The sequence below is a fragment of the Aliiroseovarius pelagivivens genome (genome assembly GCF_900302485.1).
GTDB lineage: Bacteria > Pseudomonadota > Alphaproteobacteria > Rhodobacterales > Rhodobacteraceae > Aliiroseovarius > Aliiroseovarius pelagivivens.
In genome coordinates, this window is sequence record NZ_OMOI01000001.1 from 1,865,488 (window position 1) to 1,890,262 (window position 24,775).

A 24,775-nucleotide genomic window follows, 5' to 3' on the forward strand; every position below is an offset into this window, starting at 1 on the left:
ATAAGAAGCAGCTCTTGCATTGACCAGTCGCTTTAAGGAACATGCGCGTATGAAGCGATTGCACCAGTCCCCGACGGATCCCGAGTTTATCCAGAACCCCTATGCCTTTTATGACCGCGCCCGCGCGGAAGGCGACTTGTTCTTCTGGGAAGATTACGCCCTGCCCATGGCGGTCAGCTTTCGCGCCGTCAACGCGTTGCTCAGGGATCGCCGGTTCGGGCGCGAGCCCGTCAAACCACGGCAATTCCCCGACCATCTGGCCCCGTTCTATGCCGTCGAGGCGCACTCGATGCTGGAACTGGAAGCCCCCCGCCACACGCGCCTGCGCAAGCTGGTTCTACGCGCCTTCACCTCGCGCCGGATCGCCGCGCTTGGACCCGAAATCGAGGCCCTGACGCATGAACTGATAGACGCCTTTCCGGACAGCGAGTTTGACCTTCTGCCCGCCTTCGCCACCCGTATTCCAGTGATCATCATCTGCCGCCTTCTGGGCGTACCCGAGGATCGCGCCGATGACCTGTTGCGCTGGTCCAACGCCATGGTTTCGATGTATCAAGCCCGCCGCACTCGCGCGATCGAGGACGACGCGATTGCCGCAACCGAGGCCTTCGTCGCCTTCATGCGCGACTATGTGGACGAGCGGCGCGGAGACCCGCGCGACGACCTGATCACCGAATTGATTCAAGCCGAAGAAGAAGGTGAAAAGCTATCCGCGGACGAGCTGATTTCGACCTGTATCCTGCTTTTGAATGCAGGGCACGAAGCCACCGTGCACGCCATGGCCATCGCGGTGAAAACCCTGCTGGAACAAGAGGTTCCAACAGAAGCCCTGTCACCCGACGCCATTGATGCGACGATCGAGGAAACCCTGCGCTTCGACCCGCCGCTGCATATGTTCACGCGCCATGTTTATGAAGATACAACGCTTTACGGGCACGAGTTCAAGCGCGGGGACGAGATCGGATTGCTTCTGGGTGCGGCCAACCGCGACCCGGACATGTGGGACGATCCAAACGCGTTCGATTCAGCCCGACGGATCAAGCCAAACACCGCCTTCGGAGCTGGTGCGCACTTCTGCATCGGCGCGCCGCTGGCCCGGCTGGAACTGAAATACGCCCTACCAATTCTGTTTGATCGCTGCCCGAACCTGAGCATTTCCGAGCCACCAAAATACGGAAATGTCTATCATTTCCACGGGTTAGAACGATTGATCGTTCGCGTGTGATCAGATCGGCAATTCGGTCGAGAACTTGATTTCTTCCATCGACAAAAGCGCAGTGACGTTGAAAATGCGTACTTCAGAAATCAACGCTTGATAGAACACGTCATAGGCGCGCGCGTTTTCCACGCGGACCTTCAGGATATAGTCGATCTCGCCTGCAAGGCGGTGGGCCTCCATCACCTCGGGACGTGCGCGAAGGGCCGCCAGGAATTTGTCCTGCCAATCGGCCTCGTGCTCGGAGGTGCGGATCAGAACGAAGAAACAGGCCTCAAAACCAAGGCTTTCGGCATCCATCACCATGGTGTTCTGCCCGATCACCCCGTTTTCGCGCATTTTGCGAATCCGGTTCCAGACCGGGGTCTTTGACGACCCCACTTTCTTGGCAATCACATCCAAGGACTGCCCCGCATCGCGCTGAAGCTCACGCAGGATTTTCCGGTCGATCTCATCCAGCCGAACAGACATTCCGCTTTTTCCCTTCTTCTGGTCCGAGCGTTCCAATTGGCGCACAAACCGAAACAACATTCCTTATTTCCCGCGACACCTCGCGGAATAGTGGGAAAATGTCCTATATAGAGCCAGAACGCAACCGGAAAGGACATACCATGCCCCGCCCATTCACACCCAAAGTCGTAACCGCTAACGATCTGATCGAAGGCGACGTAATCTATATGGCCCGCAATGGGTCATGGGTGCGCGATATGTGTATGGCCTGGTTGATCGAGGACGAGGCCGAGGCCGGCACCCAACTGGCACGCGCCACAACCGAACCCGGCGTGGCCGTTGGGCCCTATCTGGCAGATGCCGCCGCAGGCCCGATCGGCCCGATCCCCACCCATTTCCGCGAAACGTTCCGTGCCACCGGCCCGTCGAACCGCTTCCACGGCAAACAGACAGAGCAATCGGCATCGGAGGCCGTGGTCAATGTATGACTATAACCATTTCGACGAAAGCTTCGTCCGCAACCGCGTCGCCCAGTTTCGCGAACAAGTCGGCCGCCGCATCTCGGGTGCGCTGACCGAAGACGAATTCAAGCCTCTGCGCCTGATGAATGGCGTCTATCTGCAACTGCACGCTTATATGCTGCGGGTCGCGATCCCCTATGGCTCGCTCAACCCCAACCAGATGCGCCAGCTGGCGATGATCGGCGAACGCTGGGACAAGGGCTATGGCCACTGGACCACGCGCCAGAATATTCAGTACAACTGGCCGCGCCTGTCAGACATCCCTGATATGTTGGACGCGCTGGCCGATGTGGGCATGCACGCGATCCAGACCTCGGGCAACACGATCCGCAACGTGACGGCTGATCACTTCGCCGGTGCCGCTGCGGACGAGGTCGAAGACCCGCGCCCCACGGCTGAGCTTCTGCGTCAGTGGTCCACCGACCACCCGGAATTCCAGTTCCTGCCGCGCAAGTTTAAGCTGGCGGTAACCGGGTCGAAGGCGGATCGCGCCGTGACCAAAGCCCATGACATCGGCATCCGCATCGTGAAGAACGAGGCCGGAGACGTTGGCTATCAAATCCTCGTCGGGGGTGGCCTTGGCCGTACGCCTGTTGTCGGTCAGGTCCTGAAAGATTTCCTGCCGCGCGAAGATCTGCTGCCCTATGTCGAGGCCGTCGTCAGCGTCTACAACACGCTGGGGCGCCGCGATAACAAGTATAAAGCGCGTATCAAGATCACCACGATGGAGAACGGGATCGACACGATCCATGATCTGGTCGAGGCCCGTTTTGCGCAACTGCGCCCGCTGTTCTCGGGTGTGGATCAAGAGCATTTCGCGAATATCGCCGCTGACTTCACCGCACCCGACTACAAGACGGCCGACCTTGCTGGCTATCACGCTGCACGTGACGCCGACCCGATCTTCCGGTCGTGGAGCGACACCAACGTGGATGACCACCGCGCGGACGGCTACGGGATCGTCACGATCTCGATGAAAGCGCATGGTGCGACGCCGGGGGATGCCAACTCTGATCAGATGCGCGTGTTGGCCGATTTGGCGGAACAGTTTGGCCACAGCGACATTCGCATCAGCCACGAGCAGAACGTGATCTTCCCGCATGTCCACCGTTCGGACCTGCCGGCGATCTTCGCCACCTTGCGGGCGCATGGCATGGCGACGGCGAATGCCGGTCTGATTTCGGACATCATCGCTTGCCCCGGCATGGATTACTGCGCACTGGCAACGGCGCGTTCGATCCCAGTCGCGCAAGAGATTGCCGAACGTTTCGACGAACTGAAAATCGAGCATGACATCGGCCATCTGCAGATCAAGATCTCGGGCTGCATCAACGCCTGTGGGCACCACCATCTGGGCCATATCGGCATTCTGGGTCTGGATCGTGCGGGCGTCGAAAACTATCAGATCACCTTGGGTGGTGACGCCGGCCCGGACACCGTGATCGGTAAGCGCGCGGGTCCGGGCTTTGCCTATGATCAGATCGTGCCGGCCATCGAACGTCTTGTGCACGCCTATCTGGAACTGCGCCAGGACGAGAGCGAGACCTTCATCGACGCCTTCCGCCGTTTGGGCGAAGCGCCGTTCAAGGCGGCGCTCTATCCGGAAGAGGACAAAAGCAATGCCGCTTGAAATCCCCCTCCCCCCCGCAGACGAACGCGCGGCTGATCTGAACGAACGCTACAAGCACCATTCCGCGACCTCGGTCGTTGAACGGGCACTGTCGGACAGCACCATTGGCTCGCTTGCGTTGGTGTCCAGCTTTGGCGCGGAAAGCGTCGCGCTGTTGCATCTTGTGGCCAAGGTCGACCGCACAGTTCCGGTGATCTTTCTGGACACGCAGATGCTGTTTCAGGAAACGCTCGATTATCAGGTCGAGGTAGCCGAGAAGCTGGGCCTGACAGATGTGCGTGTCCTGCATCCGGACCCGGAAGAGCTGTTTGCCCGCGACCCGGACAACATTCTGCATCTGGCCGACACCGATGCCTGCTGCGCTGTCCGTAAGGTTGAACCGCTGGACCGTGCACTTGATGGGTTTGATGGCTGGATCACCGGGCGCAAACGCTTTCAGGGCGGCAAACGCGTTGATCTGGAGTTTTTCGAGGCTGAAGACGGTCTTCTTAAGGTGAACCCGCTGGCCCATTGGGCGGCATCAGATGTGCAGGATTACCTGATCAACAACCGCCTACCCAAGCATCCGCTGGTCAGCCGCGGCTTCCCGTCGATCGGCTGTGCGCCGTGTACATCGGCAGTGAAACCCGGTGAGGACCCGCGCGCCGGACGTTGGCGCGGGGCCGAGAAGACAGAATGCGGCATCCATTTCGTGGATGGCAAAATGGTACGTGTAGGAGCAGGAGCATGAGCGTGATTGTAACCGATAGTGGCTTTGCCCGTGACGATTGGGCCGATGGGTTCGCAACGCTGGACGAGCGTGCCGCCAATGATACACGTGGCCTGCATTTGGCATCGGACACCGACCCGGCGGCGCTGGCCGATCTGATGGTGGGCGTACCTGCCATTCGCATCGACTTCCCGTCTTTCGCAGATGGCCGCGGCTTCACGCTGGGCCGTCAGCTGCGCCTTCTGGGCTTTGAGGGTCGACTGCGTGCGCATGGCCACGTGATCTCGGACCAGTACGCGATGGCGCGTCGCTCGGGCTTTGACGAAGTCGAGATCTCGGACGAGCTGGCCCAGCGCCAGCCGCAAGGTGAATGGCAGTACCGGGCGGACTGGAAAGCCTATGACTATAGGTCGCGGATGACCGGCTAGACCAGCCTTCGCAACCTCCCTATACACACAGACAAGAAAGGGCGAGGCACCGTGCCTCGCTTTACGCTGATGAATGAAGTGACGCCCGTTATGGATGCTGAAACCAAAGTAAAACCGGTCCCGACCCTGCCCGACGCGCAGACGGTGACCGAAGTAGAACATTACACCGACCGCCTGTTTAGGTTCCGCTGCACGCGCCCTGCCAGTCTGCGCTTCCGCTCGGGCGAATTTGTGATGATCGGCCTGATGGGAGATCCGCACCCGGAAACCGGCAAGCAAAAACCGCTTCTGCGTGCCTATTCGATTGCCTCGCCCAGCTGGGATGAAGAGCTGGAGTTCTATTCGATCAAGGTACCGGATGGGCCGCTGACCTCGAAACTGCAGCACTTGGAAGTGGGCGACGAGATCATCTTGCGTCCGAAACCCGTTGGCACCTTGGTGCACGACGCGCTGATCCCCGGCAAACGCATCTGGTTCTTCGCTACTGGCACCGGCTTTGCGCCCTTCGCCTCGCTTCTGCGCGAACCGCAGACCTACGAGGACTATGACGAGGTCATCATCACCCACACCTGCCGTGAAGCGGGCGAGTTGACCTATGGTGCGAACCTGATCGAAAGCCTGAAAGAAGACGAGCTGCTGAACGAAGTGATCGGCGAAGGCTTCTGGAAGAAGATCAAGTATTACCCGACCACCACCCGCGAAGAGAGCCCCAAGATGGGCCGCATCACCGACCTGATGCGCTCGGGCGAGGCGTTCAAGGATCTGGGCGTCGAACCCCTGTGTCCCGAACATGACCGCGCGATGATCTGCGGCAATCTGGCCTTTAACCTGGAACTGAAAGAAATGTTCGAGGAATACGGGCTTGAGGAAGGTGCGAACTCGAAACCCGCGCAATACGTGGTCGAGAAAGCGTTCCTGGACTGATCCACAGGTCACCAGACCTACCTACACCTTACCCGCCCGCTGCACCCCGTGCCGCGGGCGGCTTTGTTCTTCGTATGTTCCTTTTAGCGACGCGATGCTATTCTGCCTCTATGCAGATTCTCGACCCGCCTCATTTCCCACCTGCCAAGACCCGCACACACGAGGTCTATGGCCCCGGCGCATCGGTCTTCGCCTTTGCGTTGGCTGCGCGGTTGGGTGGCCCGTGCCTTTGGGTGCGCGGCGGATGGGATACGGCCCAGATCAACCCCAACGGCTTTGCCCCTTTCATCGACCCGGCGGACTTTGCCCTGTGCAACACCAAGGACCAGATGCAATCGCTGGCCGTCGCAGAAGAAGCCCTGCGCGACGGGGCCGTGCCGCTTGTCGTGATGGCTCTGCACAAACCCATTGGTCTGACCGAGGGTCGGCGTCTGCAACTGGCCGCCCGCGATGGGAAGTCCACCGGCTTGGCGCTGATTTCCGAAGACATGGGCAGCAATGCCGCCGAGACACGCTGGTACTGCGCACCCGTTTTTGATCCGAATGTGGGGGGTGAAGACTCGACTCTGCATCGGTGGGAGCTTAAAAAGAACAAATCAGGAACATTGGGTGTTTGGTATGTTCGATGGGATCGGGCGTCGCGTCGTATCGTTGTGGTTCCCCCGGTTAGCAAGTGACCGGGTTCTGCGCCGCTGCCCGCTGGATGGCCCCTTTGCCCTAACCCAGAAAATCAGCAACACGGATCGGCTGTATTGCCTGAACCGCCAAGCGCTGAAACAGGGGCTGCACGTGGGCATGCCCTATTCCGACGCCCGTGCCTTTTGCCCTGATCTGCAAACGACCCCGGTGGACCTGCCGCAGGACGGGCGGTTTTTGCATCTTCTGCGCCGCTGGGCCACGCGCTATTGCCCATGGGTCGGGCTTGAGGGGCGGGATGGGCTGGTCTTAGACGTCACCGGAGCCACCCACCTGTTTGGCGGCGAAGACCGGATGCTTTCTGACATGCGGATGCGTCTGATGCGCGCGGGGCTGTCGGTGCAGATTGGGCTGGCGGACACGCGGGGGGCGTCTTGGGCCTTGGCCCATTTTGGCGAAGGCGTGGCCCCTGTGGGCGATCCCTTACCCGTGCTTCAAACGCTTCCCGTGGCGGCGCTGCGGCTGGGGGACAAGACCACCACCGCGTTGGAACGGCTGGGCCTGCGCAAGATCGGCGATCTGGCCAGCACTGCCCGCGCGCCCCTTGCGCGGCGCTTTGGGACGGATGTGCTGATGCGGCTGGACCAAGCCCTTGGCCATCAGCCCGAGGACATCACCCCGCTGGCTGATCCCCCCCATTTCGGCGTGCGCATGACCCTGCCCGAGCCCATCGGCCTGATCGGGGATGTGATGGCGGGGGTCTCGCGCCTGTTGGATCAGCTTTGCACCAAACTGCAAACACACGAGATGGGTGCGCGGGTGCTGACGGTTACCGTGCGCCGGGTGGATCAGGACAGTCAGGACGTAGAGCTACGGCTGGCCCGCGCCCTGCATGACCCCCAACGCATCCTGCCGCTTTTCGAACGTGGCCTGGCCGAGGTCGACGCAGGCTTTGGCATTGATCAGCTCAGGCTTCAGGCCACCCATGTTGAACCTCTGCGCGCCCAGCAGATCACCCATGCCTCGACCACGCAAAACGGCACCTCTGGGCAGCTTGAGGATCTGGTCACCCGGATCGGCGCGCGGATCGGGCTTGAGAACATCCAGCGTTTCCTACCCGCCGACAGCCACATCCCCGAACGCAGCTTCCTGATCGCCCCCGTCGCCTATTCCGAAGCCACGCGCGGCGGTACATGGGCCTGCTCGCAACCCCGCCCCCTGTCCCTCTTCCCGCCCGAACCCATTTCCGCCCACGGGCCCCAGCCGCCCAAACGCTTTCGCTGGCGGCGCATGTTCCTGACCACCGGGCGCGCCACGGGGCCGGAACGCATCGCGCCGGAATGGTGGCTTCCCGATGAAAACTGGCGATCTGGCCTGCGCGATTACTGGCGCGTCGAGACCACGCAAGGAAGGCGGCTTTGGCTGTTCCATACGCCGCAAAACCCCGGCTGGTTCGTACAGGGGGAGTTCGCATGACCCCGCCCAACACGTCACATCTGCGCAGCTTGCACACGCAGGGCAATTCCTATGCCGAGCTGTGCATCACCACGAACTTCACCTTCCTGACCGGCGCCTCGCATCCGGAAGAGCTGATCGTACGTGCCGCCGAGCTTGGATTGTCCGCCATTGCTATCACAGATCACAATTCACTGGCCGGGGTCGTGCGCGCGTGGTCTGCCTTGAAGCAACTCAGGCAAGAGGCCGACGAGGCGGTGAAGATCCAGTCACAGCAGCGGGTGGATTCTTCTTCGCGACAGAAAACCGGTCCTGAGACGCCGATTGCCAAACCAGATGCCCTCCAGCTTCCAAAGCTGATTGCCGGATGCCGCTTGATCTTGCAGGACAGTTCGGTGGACTGGGTCGCCCTGCCTCGCGACCGCCCTGCCTATCAACGTCTGACCCGCCTTCTGACTTTGGGCAAACGCCGGGCCGAGAAAGGCCAGTGCATCCTTTACACCAAAGACATGCTTGCAGCCTGCAAGGGCATGATCCTGATCGCCCTGCCCCAGAAAGGGATGCGGCAGGCCGTGTCCGAGATCCAGCAGATGCGCCGCCGCTTTCCCGATCACGTCTTTCTGGGGGCAGCACCCCGTTATGACGGAAGCGATCAGGCCTATCTGACAGCCTGTACCGAGCTGGCGCACCGGGCCTCGGCGCCGATGGTTGCCGTGGGGGATGTGCTGATGCATCACGCCAGCCGCCGGCAACTGGCCGATGTGCTGACCTGTATGCGGGACCATATCACCATCGACCAGATCGGCACCCGCGCGCTTCCCAACGCCGAGCGTCGCATCAAGCCCGCCCGCGACATGATCCGCCTGTTTCGCAACCACCCCGGCGCGATCCGCCGCACGTTGGAAATCGCCGACCGATGCAGCTTTGATCTGGGCGAACTATCCTATGAATACCCGCATGAAGAGGACGAGAGCGAGACCCCGTTCGCCCGGCTGAAACGGCTGGCGTATGAGGGGCTGGAACGGCGCTATCCCGACGGTGTGCCCGAGCGCGCAACACAGTTAATGACTAAAGAGCTGGCGGTGGTAAAAGATCTTGATTTCCCAGCCTACTTCCTGACCGTCCATGACATTGTGCAGTTTGCCAAATCGCAGGGCATCCTGTGTCAGGGGCGCGGGTCCGCCGCCAACTCGATCCTCTGTTATCTTCTGGGCATCACCGATGTCAGCCCCGACATGATCTCGATGGTGTTTGAGCGTTTCATCTCAAAATACCGGGGTGAGCCGCCGGATATCGACGTGGATTTCGAACATGAACGCCGCGAAGAGGTGATCCAGTGGATCTATCAGAAATACGGCCGCCATCGGGCTGGGCTGTGTGCCACGGTCATCCATTTCCGAAGCCGCGCCGCCATCCGCGAGGTCGGCAAAGTCATGGGCCTGTCACAGGACGTGACCTCCAGCCTGTCAGGCCAGATCTGGGGGATGAGCAATGGAGGCGTCGATCCCGACCGTATCCGCGAGGTTGGCCTTGATCCCGAAGACCGCCGCCTGATGCAAACCATTCATCTGATCCGCGAGGTCATCGGCTTTCCCCGCCACCTGTCTCAGCATGTGGGCGGGTTTATCATCACCCGCGGGCGGCTGGACGAGCTGGCCCCGATTGAAAACGCCGCGATGGAGGACCGCACCGTCATCTGTTGGGATAAGGATGACATCGACGCTTTGGGCATCCTGAAGGTGGATATTTTGGGGCTGGGGATGCTCAGCTGCCTGCGCAAAAGCTTTGCCCTACTCAGTGAATTTGAAGGGCAAGATCTGGGCATCGCCACCGTCCCACAGGAAGACCCGACCACCTATGACATGCTCTGCGCTGCCGATGCGGTCGGGGTGTTTCAGGTCGAAAGCCGCGCCCAGATGAATTTCCTGCCCCGGATGAAACCGCAAACCTTCTATGATCTGGTGATCGAGGTCGCCATCGTCCGCCCCGGCCCCATTCAGGGCGGCATGGTCCAACCTTTTATCAAGCGACGCCAAGGACTTGAGCAACCCGAGCCCTTCGGCCCCGAACTGGAAGAGGTGACACGCCGCACCCTTGGCGTACCGCTGTTTCAAGAGCAAGCCATGCAGATCGCTGTGGTCGGTGCAGGCTTCACCGCGGAAGAGGCCGACCACCTGCGCCGCTCGCTGGCCTCGTTCCGGCGGATGGGCACCATTGGCCAGTACCGCGACAAGTTCATCACCGGGATGCTGAGGAATGGATATAGCACAGACGTCGCAGAACGTTGCTTCGGCCAGATCGAAGGCTTTGCTGATTACGGCTTTCCCGAAAGCCACGCCGCCGCTTTTGCGATGCTGGCCTATGTCTCGGCCTGGATGAAATGCCACCACCCGGCGGTCTTTGCCTGCGCACTGTTGAACTCGCAACCGATGGGGTTTTACGCCCCTGCCCAGATCGTCCGGGATGCGCGCGAACATGGGGTCGAAACGCGGCCCATCTGCGTGAACCACTCGGACTGGGACAACCGGCTGGAACGCCGCCCGGACGGCTCGCTGGCGTTGCGGCTGGGCTTTCGCCAGATCAAGGGATTTCGCGAAGAGGACGCGGGCTGGATCGTGGCCGCGCGCGGCAATGGCTATCCGGACCCACAAGCGCTGTGGCTGCGGGCGGGCTTGATCCCGTCTGCTCTGGAACGTCTGGCCGAGGCCGACGCCTTTGCCGATATGGGGTTAACGCGACGCGACGCGCTGTGGCAGGTCAAAGCGATCCAAAGCCCCAAGCCCCTGCCCCTGTTCAACGACCCGATTGACGGTGAAAGCATCAACGAACCCTCCGTCGCCCTGCCCGCGATGCATCTGGGCGAAGAGGTGGTCGAAGATTACGTCGCCACCCGCCTGACCCTGCGCGCCCACCCGATGGAGCTTTTGCGCCCCAAGATCCCCGGCCTGACCCGCCATGACACCCTGCAAGAGGTGCCGCTGGGCCGCCATGCGGTCTGCGGCCTTGTTATCACCCGCCAGCGCCCCGGCACCGCATCCGGCGTCATCTTCCTGACACTTGAAGACGAAACCGGCGTCAGCAACGTGGTGGTCTGGCCCAAGGTCTATGAACAACACCGTCGCATCGTCATGGGCGCAAGGCTTCTTCAGGTGAAGGGCTATCTGCAGCGTGAAGGCATCGTCGTGCACCTGATCGCGCAGGAAATCACCGACCTGTCTTACAAGCTTTATGAACTCGGCCACCCCATGCCCGAAGCCCTGACCACCGAAGGTGCCCGCACCGACGACACCCCGAAACAGTCCCGCCACCCCGCGCGCGCCATGCACCCACGCGACCAGGCCAAACGCCTGTTCCCCAGCCGGGATTTTCATTAACGGGACAAGGGCGGACACACATGATTAGAACCAGCCGATTTCGAAAAGGTGGCACAACATTGTGCGCATGTGAAAAATGGTGCCCCAATACGTGACAGGCCCAAGAGCGTTCCGCTTTGCCCTATAAACCAACATGTCCGCAGGAAGCCCATTGGCAACTCTATTTAGTGCCAACTAACCCAAATCAACCGCTGTTTTTAAGGCCGCTGTTGGCTTCCAGTTCATTGGAAAGACGTCCCTCGTATCACACAAGGGACGTCTGAGCTTTTTCATCTGACTCGATCGATCAAGTTAGTTCAGCAGGACGTCCAACGGGACGGGGGTGCTGATCCTCCAGTTCCCAGCCACCCCGGGGGTTCCATCGGTAATCTCGATGATCTGCATCTCGGCCGAGTTCTGATGGTGGATTTCACCCGAGAAGCTGCGCGGGCCGAATGCCGTCGGTTCGTCGCGCATCTTTTCAAGCTCTGCGGTGACAGCTGCGCCATCAAGGCTACCAGCACGCTCGACCGCTTTGGCCCACAGGTCGATCAGGATATAGCCGGGATAGGCGTATTGACTGGCAGGGCGGCTGCCGGTCGCTTTCTCATAGGCGATGTTGAAGGCTTCGACGTCCGCGCGTGGATCATCTCCGTAGATCGAGCCCTGCACGGGCACCACGAAACCTGACAGGTTCGGCGTGGCGTTCAGCCAATAGGATCCATCGACCGCCGAGCCGTTCAGGATCAGAGAATTGATCCCGGCAGCGCGGATCTGCCGTACAGCCGAGGCCGCACCGGGAATGTAGCTGCACAGCATGATCACGTCCGGTTCAGTTTCGAGCGCTTTGATCCGGGTGATCTGGCTGGCAATCGAGGCATCACCGTTCTTGAAAGTGTCACGCCCAACGATGTCTCCCCCGGCATTGGGGAACATCCAGTCGAAGCCAGTGCAAATCCCTTTGTTGTATTCGATTGTGGTATCCAGCAGCACATATCCCGTTTTCGCACCACGCTCGCCCAAGGACCACTCGGCCATGGTTGCGCCTTGGACTGCTGCTAGCACAGAGGCTGAGAAGCTGTTCGGGCCGACGCCTTGAATACCCGCCTTGATGTCTTCCGCGCACAGGAAGAACGAATTCAATCCAGCCCCTTCTGCTGCCAAGGCTGCCGGTGCGCCAAAATCATAGTCGCAGTTGACGATCAACATATCGGCACCTTCGTCAATCAGTTGCAGACCTGCGCTGGCGGACTGGGCCTGATCGGATTTTGTGTCGGCTTCAATCCAGTTGATCTGTCGACCAAGCAAGCCACCCGCGGCGTTGATTTCGTCAATTCGAATACGGGCCGCCGTGGTGGCAGGCGTATCATAGGCTTCAAGCCAGCCTGACTTGGCAATGGCAAAGCCGACGGTAATATCATCTGCCAGGCCTGCACCAGCCGTTGCGAGGCTCATAGCAATCGCAGTCGCTAATCGTTTCATCAGTTTTCTCCTCAGTTGGTAGATTGTGGTTCTTGTTTGGAATGTCGTACCCGCCACCCAAGTACCGGCAGGCGAAGCTCGCGACCGCCGGTCAAGCCGGACGGACGTATGATCAGCACCAGGATCATGATGATGCCGATCAGGATTTCCTGGGCTCCGCTGGGCAAGGCAAAGCTGGCGCCGCCGATATCGACCCCGCGCTCGAAGCGAACGAGGCCTTCGATCAGCACCGACAGGACCAAGACGCCAATCACGGCGCCCGATAGGCTGCCAATGCCGCCGACGACCAGCATCGCGAGGGTGATAAAGGTGATGCCAAGGTAGAAGCTGTTGGGATTAAGGACGCCCAAGGAATGGCCCAGCAGAACCCCCGATACGCCGGTGAAAAAGCCCGAGATCACCAGTGACAAAAGCCGGTGGCGATACATGTTCACGCCGGATGCTGCTGCGGCGACCTCATCTTCACGGGTTGCACGAAGCGCCAGACCCGAGGCCGAATTGGCGTGGAGTGTGGCGACAAATACCGCAACGCTGGCCCAGGCCAGTGTGACCCATTCGTCTGCATAACGATCAAGCCCTACGACCGAGGATGTCGCGCCAGTCACACCTTCCCAGTTCGAATAGACGGTGTTGACGATGGCGAGAAATGCGAAGGTCGCGATAGAGGCGGCAATGCCCGACAGGCGCAAGATCGCGGCACCCACGAATAGGGCGATCAGCGCCGCCAGCACACCAGAGACCACCGTCGCAGGCAGGTGTGGCCATTCAGCCGAGGCCAGCCAAGGCGGCAGATCGGGCAGGAACATGCCCTTCATTTGAGGGCGCAGCGTCAACCAGGCGGAGCAATAGGCCCCGATCGCCATGAACCCGGCATGCCCAAAGCTGACGACACCGGAATTGCCAACGAAGATCCACAGTCCGACCACGAAGATAACCCGGATCAGGGTTTGTGCTGCCATTCGCGCCAAGGATTTGTCGCCCGTGGCCGTCACGATCAGGACAAAGATCAGCAGGATCGCAATGAGGACTACAGGAGTGGTCAATGCGCGAAGTCGGTTCTGTCGATGTGCATCCATCATGATTAAACCCTCGGTTTGGCTGAGGCGGATGCGAACAGGCCTTGCGGGCGGACCAGCAAGATGACGACCACCAGCGTGTAAAGGAAAGCGTCGCGAAATGGCCGCGCCTCAAGCGGTAAAGCGGCCTGCAATACGACTGAAATGGCCCCGATCAGAAAACCCGCCGCAACCGCGCCGGGCAGCGACCCCAGCCCGCCGACCACCGTAGCGATGAAGGCCACAAGCATGATCTGTCCGCCCATGCGGACATCCGCGACACCGGTCTGAGTGACCATGATCATCGCCACGGCCGCGGCCAAGGCGCCAGATAGGGCAAAGGCCCCAGTGATCACGACGTTTGCACGCACCCCTAAAAGCCGTGCCATTGTGAAGTTCTCGGCGGCGGCCCGCATTTCAAGGCCTACGCGGGTTTTCTTCAGCAAAAGTGCCAGCGCGCTGACCACCAAAAGCGTGGTGATGATGACAATCAGCTGCAACAGCGGGACCGAGGCTCCGGCCACCGAGACCGGGGTGTTGAGGTCAGGCCACAGGCTGATCGCTTTGGGCCGGCTGCCATAGACAGCCAACAAAGTATTCTGGATGACGAAGCCAAGGGCAAAGGACGAGATCATCATCGCGACCGGATTGGCGTTACGCAATTGTCGGAAGACGACATACTCTGATGCCACCGCGATCAGCGCCCCAAGCGCCAACAGGACAGGAATAAGCAGGATTGCGGGCGCCTTGCCCAAGAACATGACGGCCACCGCATCCGACGACGGCACGATCAACGCAAAGACGCAAAAGGCGATGTATTCACCGTGGGCAAAATTCACCAAGTTCATCACGCCAAAGATCAGTGCGATGCCCAGTGCCGCCATGGCATAGATCCCACCCAGCGAGGCCGCATCGAAGAACAGCTGAGGTACAGCATTCATTGGACTTGCTCCGTAGATTTGGATTGATCGGCTTGACCGAAATAGGCCTCTTTCAGAAGATCGCGTTCGGCGAACTCGGACGCGTCACCGTCACCCACAACCTGACCCCCACGCAGAAGCACCATGCGCCCGCCTACCCGAGCGGCCCGGGCCGAGCTTTGTTCAACGATCAACAGCGTCAGACCGCGTTCCTTTTGCAGTGCGACAAGCGTGTCATAGACTTGGTCGACGATGTTCGGCGCAAGGCCCAGCGAAGGCTCGTCCACCATCATGAGCTTCGGGTTGGTCATCAGCCCACGCCCGATGGCCAGCATCTGTTGTTGCCCGCCCGACAGCGCCCCGGCATTGGCATGGCGGCGCTCACCCAAGATGGGAAAGGCGTCGTAAATTTCGGCGATGTCGCCCTCAATGGCCTGTTTGTCGGCGCGGATGCCGGTACCGACGCGAAGGTTTTCCTCGACGGTCAGGGTGCTGAAGATATCGCGCCCTTCAGGCACCATCGACAGGCCGTATCGCGCAATCGCCTCGGCGCTTTTTCCGGTGATGATGTCGCCGTCCAGTTCAACCCGCCCGTGACTGCTGGACACCGCGCCCGCGATGGCCTTGAGCAGCGAGGACTTGCCAGCGCCATTGGGGCCCGACACGAACAGACGCTCGCCTTCCTGCAAATGCAGGGTAACGCCGCCAAGCGCCGGGACTTTGCCGTAGCGCACCTCAAGGTCAAATACTCCAAGCTTGGTCATCACGCGGCCTCGCTATCAGCGCCAAGATAGGCATCGCGCACTTTACGGCTGGCCAGAATAAGCGCGCGGTCGCCTTCCTCGATCACCTGTCCGGCGTCGAGCACATAGACGTGGTGTGAGACAGCAAGAACCAACCCAACATTGTGCTCGATCAGCAGAACACCGATGTTCAATTCCTCGGCGACGCGTTTGATCAGCGCGGCCAGATCGGCAGCCTCGGCTTCAGACATGCCCGCTGCCGGTTCGTCCAACAGAAGGAAGTCAGGGGTAAACATCAGCGCTCGGGCAATACCGACGCGGCGCTCATCCGTATAGGGAAGCCCTGCCGCAGGTTGCTCGGCCAAATGGGACACACCCATCCAGTCAAGCAGCCGCAGCGCCTCGGCTTCTGAAGCCGCGCGAGAATGCCCCAGCCCAACGCCGGTGACGGCAAGGTTGTCCAGAACATCCAGGCCGGTGAACAACCGACCAGCCTGGAAAGTGCGGGCCACTCCGGCCCGACGCAATTGGTGCGGCGGCAAAGTGCCGACATTCCTGCCCCCAAGCGTCACAGTGCCCGTGGTCGGCGCTTGGAACCCGGTCAACGTATTGACCATGGTAGTCTTACCGGCCCCGTTTGGACCGATCAGCCCGTGAACTGCGCCCGGGGTGATCTTCAGTGTGACATCGGTTAGGGCTTTGAACCCCCCGAAGGCCACCGTCACCCCGGACGCCGCCAGGGAGGAACTCGTTTTTTTCCGCCGCGCCATCTTCAGACCTCGGCCAGTTCTTTGTGCTGAACGCTCTGGCCTTGCTCGGCAGCAGCATCGGCGGTCACCACATAGACACCCGTGTCGTGCAGACTGACGGTCCAGCCCGGTTCAACCACGATGGTGGTCGTGACCTCTTCGATCACAGCGGGGCCGTGAAGCGTGTCCCCTGCGCCCATGGCGGACCCGTCATAGACCGGCGTATCCTGTGCAATGCCATCGGCGCTGAACACCATCGGGCGGGTGCCCTTTAGGGTTTCATGGGCACCTGTGCCTGCGGCAATGGTCATGCGATCTGGCTTATCAACGTGGCCAGCAATGGTGCTTTCTACGTTGACGATCTCGACCGCGTTATGCGGTTCGTCATAGGTGTAGAGCTCTTTGTGGCGGGCGTGGAATGCGGCCTTGATGTCTTCAATCGTGGCTTCTGTAACCTCGAACGGGTCAATCTCAACCGTGCATTCATGCACCTGACCGACATAGCGCATATCAAGCGACCGACGGATCGAGATGCGGTCCTCGGCGAACCCATCGCCAGCCAGATCAACCCTGCCGCGCGCTTCAAGCGAGGTGAACAGGTCATCCAGTTTCTTTGCGGCTGCCCCCCCTTCCAGACGGATCGGTGCGGGCGCCATGTAGTTGTATTTGACGTCCGAAATGATCTGCCCATAGGCGCACAGCCCAGAGGCCAGTTTCGAGATCAGCACCTTCGAGATACCCATCTCGCGCGCCAGTGCCGTGATATGTGCACCAGTGGCGCCACCGGCACCCATCAGCACGAAATCACGCGGGTCATAGCCCCGTTCGACCGATACGCGGCGGATCGCATTGACCATGTTGTTGTTGACGATGGTGAACATGCCATAGGCGGCTTTCTCGATGGAAATGCCCAGCGGGTCGGCAAGGTTGGCTTTAATCGCCGCACGCGCCTTGTCGACGTCCAGCGGAAGACGCCCACCGACCAAGCCATCGGCGTTCAGATAGCCCAGTACAAGATTGGCGTCGGTCGTCGTCGGATTCTCACCGCCCTGGCCATAGCAGGCCGGTCCGGGTTCCGATCCAGCCGATTGCGGCCCCATCTGCATCAGGCCCATCGAGTCGATCCAACCGATCGACCCCCCGCCGGCGCCCAGTGTTTCCACCTGGATCATCGGGATGCCAATGCGATAGCGCAGGAAGTCGATGTTCTTGTTGACGTTGGCCTGCCCGTCCTTGGTCAGGGTGATGTCGAACGAGGTGCCGCCCATGTCACAGGTGATGATGTTCTTGTCACCCCATGGTTCGGCCACATCCAAGGCCGCCTGTGGTGCCGAAGCCGGGCCGGAGTTGATCGCATAGACCGACTGATCGCTGACCACCTTACCCAGCGCCAGACCGCCGTTGGACTGGAAGTAGCGCACTGGATGCTGGCTGCCCAGCTCGCGGAAATATGCATCGATGGCTTCGACATAGCGTTGCAGGATCGGTGCCAGATAGGCGTTCACGATGGCGGTCGAAGTGCGGGTGTATTCGCGGACTTGGGGATACAGCTGGTTGCCGACGGTCAAACGCACGTCGGGCATCATCTCGCGCACAATCTCGGCGGCACGATTTTCGTGATCGGGGTGCAGCACTGACCAGACAAAGCTGATCGCAACCGATTCAACGCCTTCGGCGATGAAATAGCGGCAGGCCTCGCGCACGTCTTCCTCGTTGATCGGCGTCTTGACCGACCCGTCCGAGATCACCCGCTCGCTGACCCCTTTGCGCAAGTGACGCGGCACCAGCATGGTCGCAGGGGGATAGTCCGGATCATAACGATAGCCGTCCTCTTTGTGGCCCAAGCGGATTTCGATGGAATCCTCGTGCCCCTTGGTGGCAATCAGCCCGGTTTTGGCCCCTGTATGGGTGATCAGCGCATTCAGCCCGACCGTGGTTCCGTTGATGCACAGGTCCGAGTTCGAGACGACTTCCTGCGCCGTCAGCCCGGTTTCCTCGGTGATCAAAGCAAGCCCGTTCTTGATGGCCTTGGTCGGTTCGGTTGGTGTGGACAGCACCTTGAAGATCTGCGTGCTGCCTTTTTTGTCAGCGAGGATGAAGTCGGTAAATGTGCCACCGGCATCAATGCCCAGACGATATTGGGTACGCATGGTATTTCCTTTCAAATCAGGGGATCAAGCAGCCGCGCGGGCGGCAACCGTGGCGGCTTCGTCGATGGAAAGCGTGTCGGCGTCGGCAATCACCACGCCGTAATCCAACCGCGCGCCTTCGATCGAGACGAGGCCGTTGCGCACATCTTCGACCACCTTCAGCGGGTCGCGTTCGAACGGGTTGCCGAACCCACCACCACCGGGGTTGAGGTTGGCGGCAATCTCGCCGGGTTTGATGGTTTCAATCACGTTGTCGGTGATGATCTGGGTTTCGCCGCCCCGTGTGATTTCAAGGCGGCCGACCTTCTTGTGCACCATTTCGGATTTCGCTCCAGCAGCGCCCATAGCCGGGATGCGGCGGCCTTCGCCAAAGGTGACCAGCGTCATGTCGGTATCAAGCGGCTCGACGGCCCAGCGCGTGCCGGATCCCCCACGGAACTTGCCCGCGCCGCCGCTGTCTTCCATCAGCCCGTATTCGTGGATGATGATTGGATAGGAATGCTCAAGCATCTCGATATCACCCGAGGTAAGTGCCCCAAAGCAGCACTCAGGTCCGCAGGCGTGCCAGCCATCCTGAGAGGCGGTCGCACCTGCCCCCGAGATGATCGAGGCCAGCACCATGGTGACGTATTCCTCGTCATGGCGACTGTCCCACCCGGCAATGTTGCAGCCATTGGCGTGTCCCCAGCTGGCAGACACCTTGTCGGGCGCGGCCTGTTCAAAGGCCAGACGCACCGCGTCGGTCAGCGTTTCCATCGGCGTGGTGGTGCAGTTCATATGCGGCGCGGGCGACTGCGCGTTGCACAATGTGCCCTTCTTGCCCATGTCGACCGTCACGTTGCGATACAGCCCTTCGTTATAGGGCGGCGGCAGCTGGGCGAACATCATCAGGCCCAAGTAAACACCGGAATAGCTGTTCCCCTCGTAGGAGTTGATGAAATACGGAATCTGCGGTGGGCTTTCGATCTCGATGTGACAGCTGGCACCTTTGATGGTGACAGTCGCCGTAATGTCGAAATCACCAAAGCCGTGACCTGCATCTTCCAGAATGGCGGTCCCCGAATAGGTTCCGTCAGGCACCTGACTGATCAGGCCGTTCATGTGGGCATTCGCCATTTCCAGCAGTTCGGCAATGCATTCCTGCACCACGTCCTTCCCGTATTTGTCCATCAATGCGGTCAGGTTACGGGCGCCTACTTGGCAAGCTCCGATCAGCGCGTTGAAGTCGCCCTCCTGATCGCGGCGCGCGCGCATATTGGTCAGCAGCATGTTCATGATGTCATCGCGCGGAACGCCCTTGTCCCACAGCTTGATCGGCGGAATGCGCAGACCTTCGGCAAAGATCTCTTTGGCCTCGGGGTTATAGCCCGCAGGCACCGGCCCGCCGATGTCCGTTAGGTGACCCTTGCAGACGGTCCAAAAGACCAGCTCGCCTTCATAGAACACTGGGTAGTACATGCAGGTATCAATGATGTGGCTGCCGCCATAGGCAGGGTCATTGTGTAAGATCAGATCGCCTTCATGGATGTCGCCCTCGAAGAAATTTGCGACCGATTTCATCGCCGGAATCAGCGAGCCGAGGTGGATCGGAATATCCTGACCTTGCAGGATCATCTCGGGCGTGTGGTTGAAAAGCGCCGTTGAATAATCATGCGCCAAGTTGAAAACCGAGCTACGTGCGGTCTTTTCCAGGGCCAGCGTCATTTCGCGCTGTGTGGTTTCCAATACACCGCGCACCACGGAAAGCGTGATGGGGTCAACTTGTCTATTAGCCATTCGTTCTGGTCCTTTGCATGGGCGCAAAGGGGCCGCCTGATGAGAGCGATTTTCCTCCCGATCCGGCGTGCTCCTCCTGCACATCGAACTTGTGATCCCAGCTTGTCGTGGCTTGTCGGGATGGTCTTGGCGCTGAGTGCAGAAGCGTTTGCAGCTTTGCGCAGAACAATTTGCCGTTCAGCGCAGAACTGTTTGCAGCAGAGTGCAGAACACCCAAATTCCTTTGTTTTATTAGGAGTCTTGGCTATGGTCAGGCCTGGGAGGAGATGCATATGACCGCCGGGTTCACTTTCTCGACGGCCACGACAGAGCCGCAGCACCGCTCCAGTAAATGGAACGCGGTGGTGAACGAGTCGTATTTTCCACTGGAACTTCAGTTCCGTGATCCGATTCACTTCAATGGGCAACTCAGTCGCATGTCGATGGGGCATGTCGGCATGTCACGGCTGACTTCGGATCCGCTCAGCTATGAGCGGCGGCGCGCACATATTCGCGAGGCGCGGGAAGAGGAATATCTGATCACCCTGCCACGGGCGACATCGGTCGAGTTCCGCCAGTTGGGGCGCGAAGTGCGTTGTGATCCGGGCGGCTTCATCCTTGAACGCGGCGACGAGCCTTATCGGTTCCTCTATGAAAACCCCAATGATCTGTTCGTCCTGAAGGTTGGACGCAAAGCCTTGGAAGAACGCGTGCGCCAACCCGACCGTTTTTGCGCGAAGGTGTTCAATGCCACGTCTGGCACGGCAGGGTTGTTCGCCTCGATGGTGGATCAGGCTCAGTCGAAATGTGCGGATTTCGGGGCCGCGGCGGGTGAAACCGTAGGGCGCCAGCTATTGGAACTGCTCGGGCTTGCTCTTGATGAAACGGTTGACGCGAGCTCAAGCAATCTTTCAGCAGTTCGGACTGCACATATTTCCCGGGTCGAGAAATTCATCCGCGAAAACTTGAAAAACTCAAACTTGTCCCCCGACCTGATCGCCGAAAGCTGCGGGATTTCGAAACGCTACCTGCATGACCTGTTCAAGGATGTGAATGGCACGGTCAGCCAGCAGATACGCGATCAGCGCCTGATCGCAGCGCGGGATCGTCTGGCCACGGCGCCGGGTCTTCCGATCTCGGAAGTCTCGTATCGTTTTGGGTTTTCGGATCAGGCGCAGTTCTCTCGCCTGTTCAAGAACAAGTTTGGTATTACGCCATCTGCCTACAAGGCAGAGATCAGCGGATAACCTTCCTTAGATCTTTCCGTCGTCGACCGCCAACCAACCTGTTTGCGCAACGTCTTCGAAACCGGACATTTAGATGTGCCGTCCAAAGCTGACAGATTGCTGTAGCTCCTGTCTGTCGGGGCGTGTCAGCAAGTAATCACTTGCTTTCTCGGTTGATTCCGGACAATCGATTTATATGCGTTTGCGATCGCTTATCATTCCAATCATCGCGACTGTCGCCGTTGCGCTCATCCTGTTCAGGATGTCATACGGCTATTTTCAATCCGAGGAGCTGACGAAAGCGACGGGGCGGCTTTCGCTTTACCAGAGCTCGGTTTCGGGCGAGTTGGAGCGGTTCTCCCACCTGACCTATGTGCTAGCGCGAGATCCGTTTGTGATTGAGACAGCCAAAGGGGGGACGACAGATCAGTTGAACTCTAGGATCAAGGATTTCGCGGCGCGGGCGGGGTTGGATGCGATCTATTTGATTGATCCTGATGGGCTGACCATCGCGGCTTCGAATTATCAGGACCCAAGCAGTTTCGTCGGGCAGAACTATGCGTTCCGACCCTATTTCCAAGACGCGCTGTCTGGGGTGCAGGGGCGGTTCTATGCGATCGGGGCGACCACTGGATTGCCGGGATATTTTATCGCGGATGCGGTGCATGACCCATCGGGTCAACTGCTTGGCGTGCTGGCGATCAAGATTAACCTGACGGGGCTTGAGGCCAACTGGATCGGCTCGGGCGAGCGAGTGTTTCTGGCCAATAAGGACGGGGTGGTTTTGTTGGCATCGGACCCTTCGTGGCGCTATCGCATTCTCTCGCGGCTTCCCGCCGAGCGACGGCAGGAAATCGTTGATGCGCGGCAGTTCTCTGGGCAGGATTTGGCGCTTCTGAATTGGTCCGTTCTTGCAGATCAACGGGCGCGTATCGGGGGATCTGAACACCTGCATCTGGTGGCGGATGACTTGCCGCACGGGTGGCAGCTGCATTTCTTTGCAAGCGACGATCAGGCGCGCACGCGGGCTTGGCTGGTGACCGCGATTGCGGTGATCCTGGCAGCGGTCGCATTTATCCTCTTTCAAATCCAACGCGCACGCCGTGTGGACGCCGAGCTTCGTCGGTCTGAACGGGAAGAGGCCGAGTTGCGACAGGCAAACGAACGACTGGCCACCGAGGTCACCGAACGCCTGACCGCCGAGCGCCGTCTGAAGCGGACCCAGAACGAACTGGAAAGCGCCAGCCGGTTGGCGGCTCTTGGTCGGTTGGCTGCATCTGTGACGCATGAGCTGGGGCAGCCGATTGCGGCCATGCGCAACCACATTGTTGCGGCGGAAATCGGCGCGGGGGGTGGAAGCAAGCTGACAACCGATATTGGCGGCTTGGTGGATCGGATGGAGGGCATCACGCGGCAGTTGAAGTTCTTCGCCAGCTCGGAGGCCGAAGCGTTTAAGGAGCTGGACCTGCGCGACGCAATCCGCATGTCGCTGGAGCTTGTAGCGCCGAACATTCAACAGATCGGGGCCGAGGTGCAGTTGGATCTGCCCGCGCACCCGGTCCCTATTCGCGGCATTCGATTGCGGGTTGAGCAGGTCATGACCAACCTTCTGCGCAACGCCTTGGATGCGAGCGAAGACCGGGATGCTCCGAAGCTGATCGTGCGCGCGGGTGTGGATAGTCCCGATGCGTGGGTCGAAATCGAGGACAATGGACACGGCATCGGATCGGCCACGTTGGAAGACCTGAAAGAACCCTTTGTCACCACGCGCGAAAGCGGGCGCGGGATGGGGTTGGGTCTGGCGATCTCTGCCAGTATCGTCAAAGATCACGACGGCGAAATGACTGCGCGAAATGTCGACCCAGAAGGGGCGGTTTTTCGTGTAACCTTTCCCCATACTCCCCTTGAAGAGGATCACGTTTGATGGCCGATACGCGCCCCTTTAGCGTTTTGATTGTCGATGACGACAAAGCCATGCGCCAATCCCTTGTGGATCTACTGACCGCTGCGGGGTGGAGGGCGGAAGCAACGTCGCGCGCGGCCCAAGTGTCGTCAAAACTGGCCGACGTGCCTTGGGATGTGATCCTATCGGATGTTCAGATGCCCGGCATGACGGGGTTGGAGCTTTTGAACTCTTTGGATCTGGAAACCGCCCCGCCACTGGTGCTGATCTCGGCGCATGGGGATATCCCGATGGCGGTTCAGGCGATGCAGGACGGGGCGTACAGCTTTGTTGAAAAGCCTTACGAACCACGCCGTCTGTTGCGCATCCTGACCCACGCGGCCGAGCAAAGCCGGATGCGGCGCGACAATGCCCGTCTGAAAGATCGCTTGATGCGGCTGTCCGGTCTGGACCGCGTGTTGTTGGGGCAAACGGACGAGGTTGCGACGCTACGCCAAGATGTGATGGCGCTGGCCGATATTGGGGCGAGCGTGTTGATCACTGGGGACACCGGGACCGGGAAGGAACTTGTCGCCCAAGCGCTGCATGATCTGGGCGGAGACGGACAGGCGCCCTTCCTGGCGCTGAACTGTGCGGCCCTGTCCCCCGACACGTTCGAGGCCGAAATGTTCGGGGTCGCTGGTGAACGCGAGGGGCGGTTGACCGCCGCGTCAGGCGGGACACTGTTTCTGGACGAGGTCTGCGCCTGCCCCCTTGCCGTGCAGGCCAAACTGTTGCGCGTGCTGGAAGATAAACAGGTGCTGCCGGTTGGGGCGACACAGGCGGTTACGACAGAGTTTCGCGTCATTTCAGCGACCAGTGAAGACGTTTCTGTGGCGGTCAAGGATGGACGGCTGCGGCAAGATTTCCTGTTCCGCATCAACACAGTTGTGTTGACTGTTCCGTCTCTGCGGCAGCGACGAGACGACATAGCCCTATTGGCGCGTCATTTTCTGGACGACTACGCCAAGATCTATGAACTGGCCGTTCCCTCCCTGACCCAAGACGACTTGGCAGCCCTTCTGGCCCATGACTGGCCCGGCAATGTGCGCGAGCTGCGCAATGTGTGCGAACGCCGTGTGTTGGCCGCGCGGCGTGGTGGCGGCTCGATGACCCAAGCCATCGAGGCGGATCAGCATCTGGATGACATCCCCGGCACCCTGCGTGAAGCCGTGGCCGCTTTTGAGCGCGAACTGATCGGGAAGGCCATTCAAGCCCATGAAGGCCGTATGGACGCCGCCGCCGAGGCGCTTGGGATCGGACGTCGGACGCTGAACGAAAAGATCGTGAAACTGGGTCTCGATAAAGACGCTTTGCTGTGACCGATTTGCCCTGCGGATTTCCGCAGGGCTGGTCTGGAAGTGCAGGCGGTTTCCCTCATAGTCAGACAGGATCGCGCCGCAGATACTGTGCCCACAATTTCGCGATTTC

The 24,775-nt window shown here is 60.0% G+C and carries 20 protein-coding genes; 12 read left to right on the top strand and 8 right to left on the bottom strand.

Going from position 1 to position 24,775, the window contains the following annotated elements; translation table 11 throughout:
* Positions 1-49: 49 nt before the first annotated feature.
* Complete coding sequence (locus ALP8811_RS09135; protein WP_108856803.1) at positions 50-1,225, top strand: cytochrome P450; 1,176 nt, start codon at positions 50-52, stop codon at positions 1,223-1,225.
* Here ALP8811_RS09135 and ALP8811_RS09140 read toward each other — a convergent pair whose 3' ends face one another.
* Complete coding sequence (locus ALP8811_RS09140; protein ID WP_108857495.1) at positions 1,226-1,687, bottom strand: Lrp/AsnC family transcriptional regulator; 462 nt, start codon at positions 1,685-1,687, stop codon at positions 1,226-1,228. It abuts the gene before it with no gap.
* A gap of 140 nt (positions 1,688-1,827) precedes the next feature.
* On the opposite strand from ALP8811_RS09140, the gene ALP8811_RS09145 reads away from it, so the two are divergent.
* The 8 genes from ALP8811_RS09145 (at position 1,828) to ALP8811_RS09180 (ending at position 11,343) form a co-directional block, all read left to right on the top strand.
* Complete coding sequence (locus ALP8811_RS09145; RefSeq protein WP_108856804.1) at positions 1,828-2,154, top strand: DUF2849 domain-containing protein; 327 nt, start codon at positions 1,828-1,830, stop codon at positions 2,152-2,154.
* Positions 2,147-3,817 (top strand): nitrite/sulfite reductase, encoded by a 1,671-nt coding sequence (locus ALP8811_RS09150; RefSeq protein ID WP_108856805.1) that lies wholly within the window; start codon positions 2,147-2,149, stop codon positions 3,815-3,817. The genes ALP8811_RS09145 and ALP8811_RS09150 overlap by 8 nt, the downstream gene beginning before the upstream one ends.
* Positions 3,807-4,547 (top strand): phosphoadenylyl-sulfate reductase, encoded by a 741-nt coding sequence (locus ALP8811_RS09155; RefSeq protein WP_108856806.1) that lies wholly within the window; start codon positions 3,807-3,809, stop codon positions 4,545-4,547. Before ALP8811_RS09150 ends, ALP8811_RS09155 begins: the two co-directional genes overlap by 11 nt.
* The gene (locus ALP8811_RS09160; protein ID WP_108856807.1) at positions 4,544-4,954 is read left to right on the top strand and encodes a DUF934 domain-containing protein; all 411 of its coding nucleotides are present in this window, start codon (positions 4,544-4,546) and stop codon (positions 4,952-4,954) included. Before ALP8811_RS09155 ends, ALP8811_RS09160 begins: the two co-directional genes overlap by 4 nt.
* Positions 4,955-5,023: 69 nt before the next feature.
* Complete coding sequence (locus tag ALP8811_RS09165) at positions 5,024-5,878, top strand: ferredoxin--NADP reductase (RefSeq protein ID WP_108856808.1); 855 nt, start codon at positions 5,024-5,026, stop codon at positions 5,876-5,878.
* Between the two features lie 110 nt (positions 5,879-5,988).
* The gene (locus ALP8811_RS09170) at positions 5,989-6,555 is read left to right on the top strand and encodes an ImuA family protein (protein ID WP_108856809.1); all 567 of its coding nucleotides are present in this window, start codon (positions 5,989-5,991) and stop codon (positions 6,553-6,555) included.
* Positions 6,497-7,990, top strand: coding sequence for a Y-family DNA polymerase (locus ALP8811_RS09175; protein WP_108856810.1), 1,494 nt, complete (start codon positions 6,497-6,499; stop codon positions 7,988-7,990). Before ALP8811_RS09170 ends, ALP8811_RS09175 begins: the two co-directional genes overlap by 59 nt.
* Complete coding sequence (locus tag ALP8811_RS09180; protein WP_108856811.1) at positions 7,987-11,343, top strand: error-prone DNA polymerase; 3,357 nt, start codon at positions 7,987-7,989, stop codon at positions 11,341-11,343. Before ALP8811_RS09175 ends, ALP8811_RS09180 begins: the two co-directional genes overlap by 4 nt.
* A 291-nt stretch (positions 11,344-11,634) precedes the next feature.
* Here ALP8811_RS09180 and ALP8811_RS09185 read toward each other — a convergent pair whose 3' ends face one another.
* From ALP8811_RS09185 to capB, 7 genes are read right to left on the bottom strand one after another with little or no spacing between them, the layout of a single operon-like run.
* Entirely contained in the window at positions 11,635-12,804 is a 1,170-nt protein-coding gene (locus ALP8811_RS09185; protein WP_108856812.1) for an ABC transporter substrate-binding protein, read from the bottom strand.
* An 11-nt stretch (positions 12,805-12,815) separates the two neighbouring features.
* Positions 12,816-13,883, bottom strand: coding sequence for a branched-chain amino acid ABC transporter permease (locus ALP8811_RS09190; RefSeq protein WP_108856813.1), 1,068 nt, complete (start codon positions 13,881-13,883; stop codon positions 12,816-12,818).
* A 2-nt stretch (positions 13,884-13,885) separates the two neighbouring features.
* The gene (locus ALP8811_RS09195; RefSeq protein WP_108856814.1) at positions 13,886-14,800 is read right to left on the bottom strand and encodes a branched-chain amino acid ABC transporter permease; all 915 of its coding nucleotides are present in this window, start codon (positions 14,798-14,800) and stop codon (positions 13,886-13,888) included.
* On the bottom strand, positions 14,797-15,543 hold the full coding sequence (locus ALP8811_RS09200) for an ABC transporter ATP-binding protein (protein WP_108856815.1): 747 nt from the start codon (positions 15,541-15,543) through the stop codon (positions 14,797-14,799). The genes ALP8811_RS09195 and ALP8811_RS09200 overlap by 4 nt, the downstream gene beginning before the upstream one ends.
* On the bottom strand, positions 15,543-16,247 hold the full coding sequence (locus ALP8811_RS09205) for an ABC transporter ATP-binding protein (RefSeq protein WP_245924611.1): 705 nt from the start codon (positions 16,245-16,247) through the stop codon (positions 15,543-15,545). The genes ALP8811_RS09200 and ALP8811_RS09205 overlap by 1 nt, the downstream gene beginning before the upstream one ends.
* Positions 16,248-16,294: 47 nt before the next feature.
* A complete protein-coding gene (capA, locus tag ALP8811_RS09210; RefSeq protein ID WP_108856817.1) occupies positions 16,295-18,421 on the bottom strand; it encodes a caprolactamase subunit alpha in 2,127 nt (708 codons plus the stop codon).
* Between the two features lie 24 nt (positions 18,422-18,445).
* Complete coding sequence (gene capB / locus ALP8811_RS09215) at positions 18,446-20,197, bottom strand: caprolactamase subunit beta (protein ID WP_108856818.1); 1,752 nt, start codon at positions 20,195-20,197, stop codon at positions 18,446-18,448.
* Positions 20,198-20,469: 272 nt separating this feature from the next.
* Here capB and ALP8811_RS09220 point away from each other — a divergent pair, with 272 nt between their 5' ends.
* The 3 genes from ALP8811_RS09220 (at position 20,470) to ALP8811_RS09230 (ending at position 24,666) form a co-directional block, all read left to right on the top strand.
* Positions 20,470-21,423, top strand: a complete 954-nt coding sequence (locus ALP8811_RS09220; RefSeq protein WP_108856819.1) for an AraC-like ligand-binding domain-containing protein — start codon at positions 20,470-20,472, stop codon at positions 21,421-21,423.
* A 175-nt stretch (positions 21,424-21,598) separates the two neighbouring features.
* Complete coding sequence (locus ALP8811_RS09225) at positions 21,599-23,326, top strand: sensor histidine kinase (protein WP_108856820.1); 1,728 nt, start codon at positions 21,599-21,601, stop codon at positions 23,324-23,326.
* Complete coding sequence (locus ALP8811_RS09230; protein WP_108856821.1) at positions 23,326-24,666, top strand: sigma-54-dependent transcriptional regulator; 1,341 nt, start codon at positions 23,326-23,328, stop codon at positions 24,664-24,666. Before ALP8811_RS09225 ends, ALP8811_RS09230 begins: the two co-directional genes overlap by 1 nt.
* The last annotated feature ends 109 nt before the right edge of the window (positions 24,667-24,775 follow it).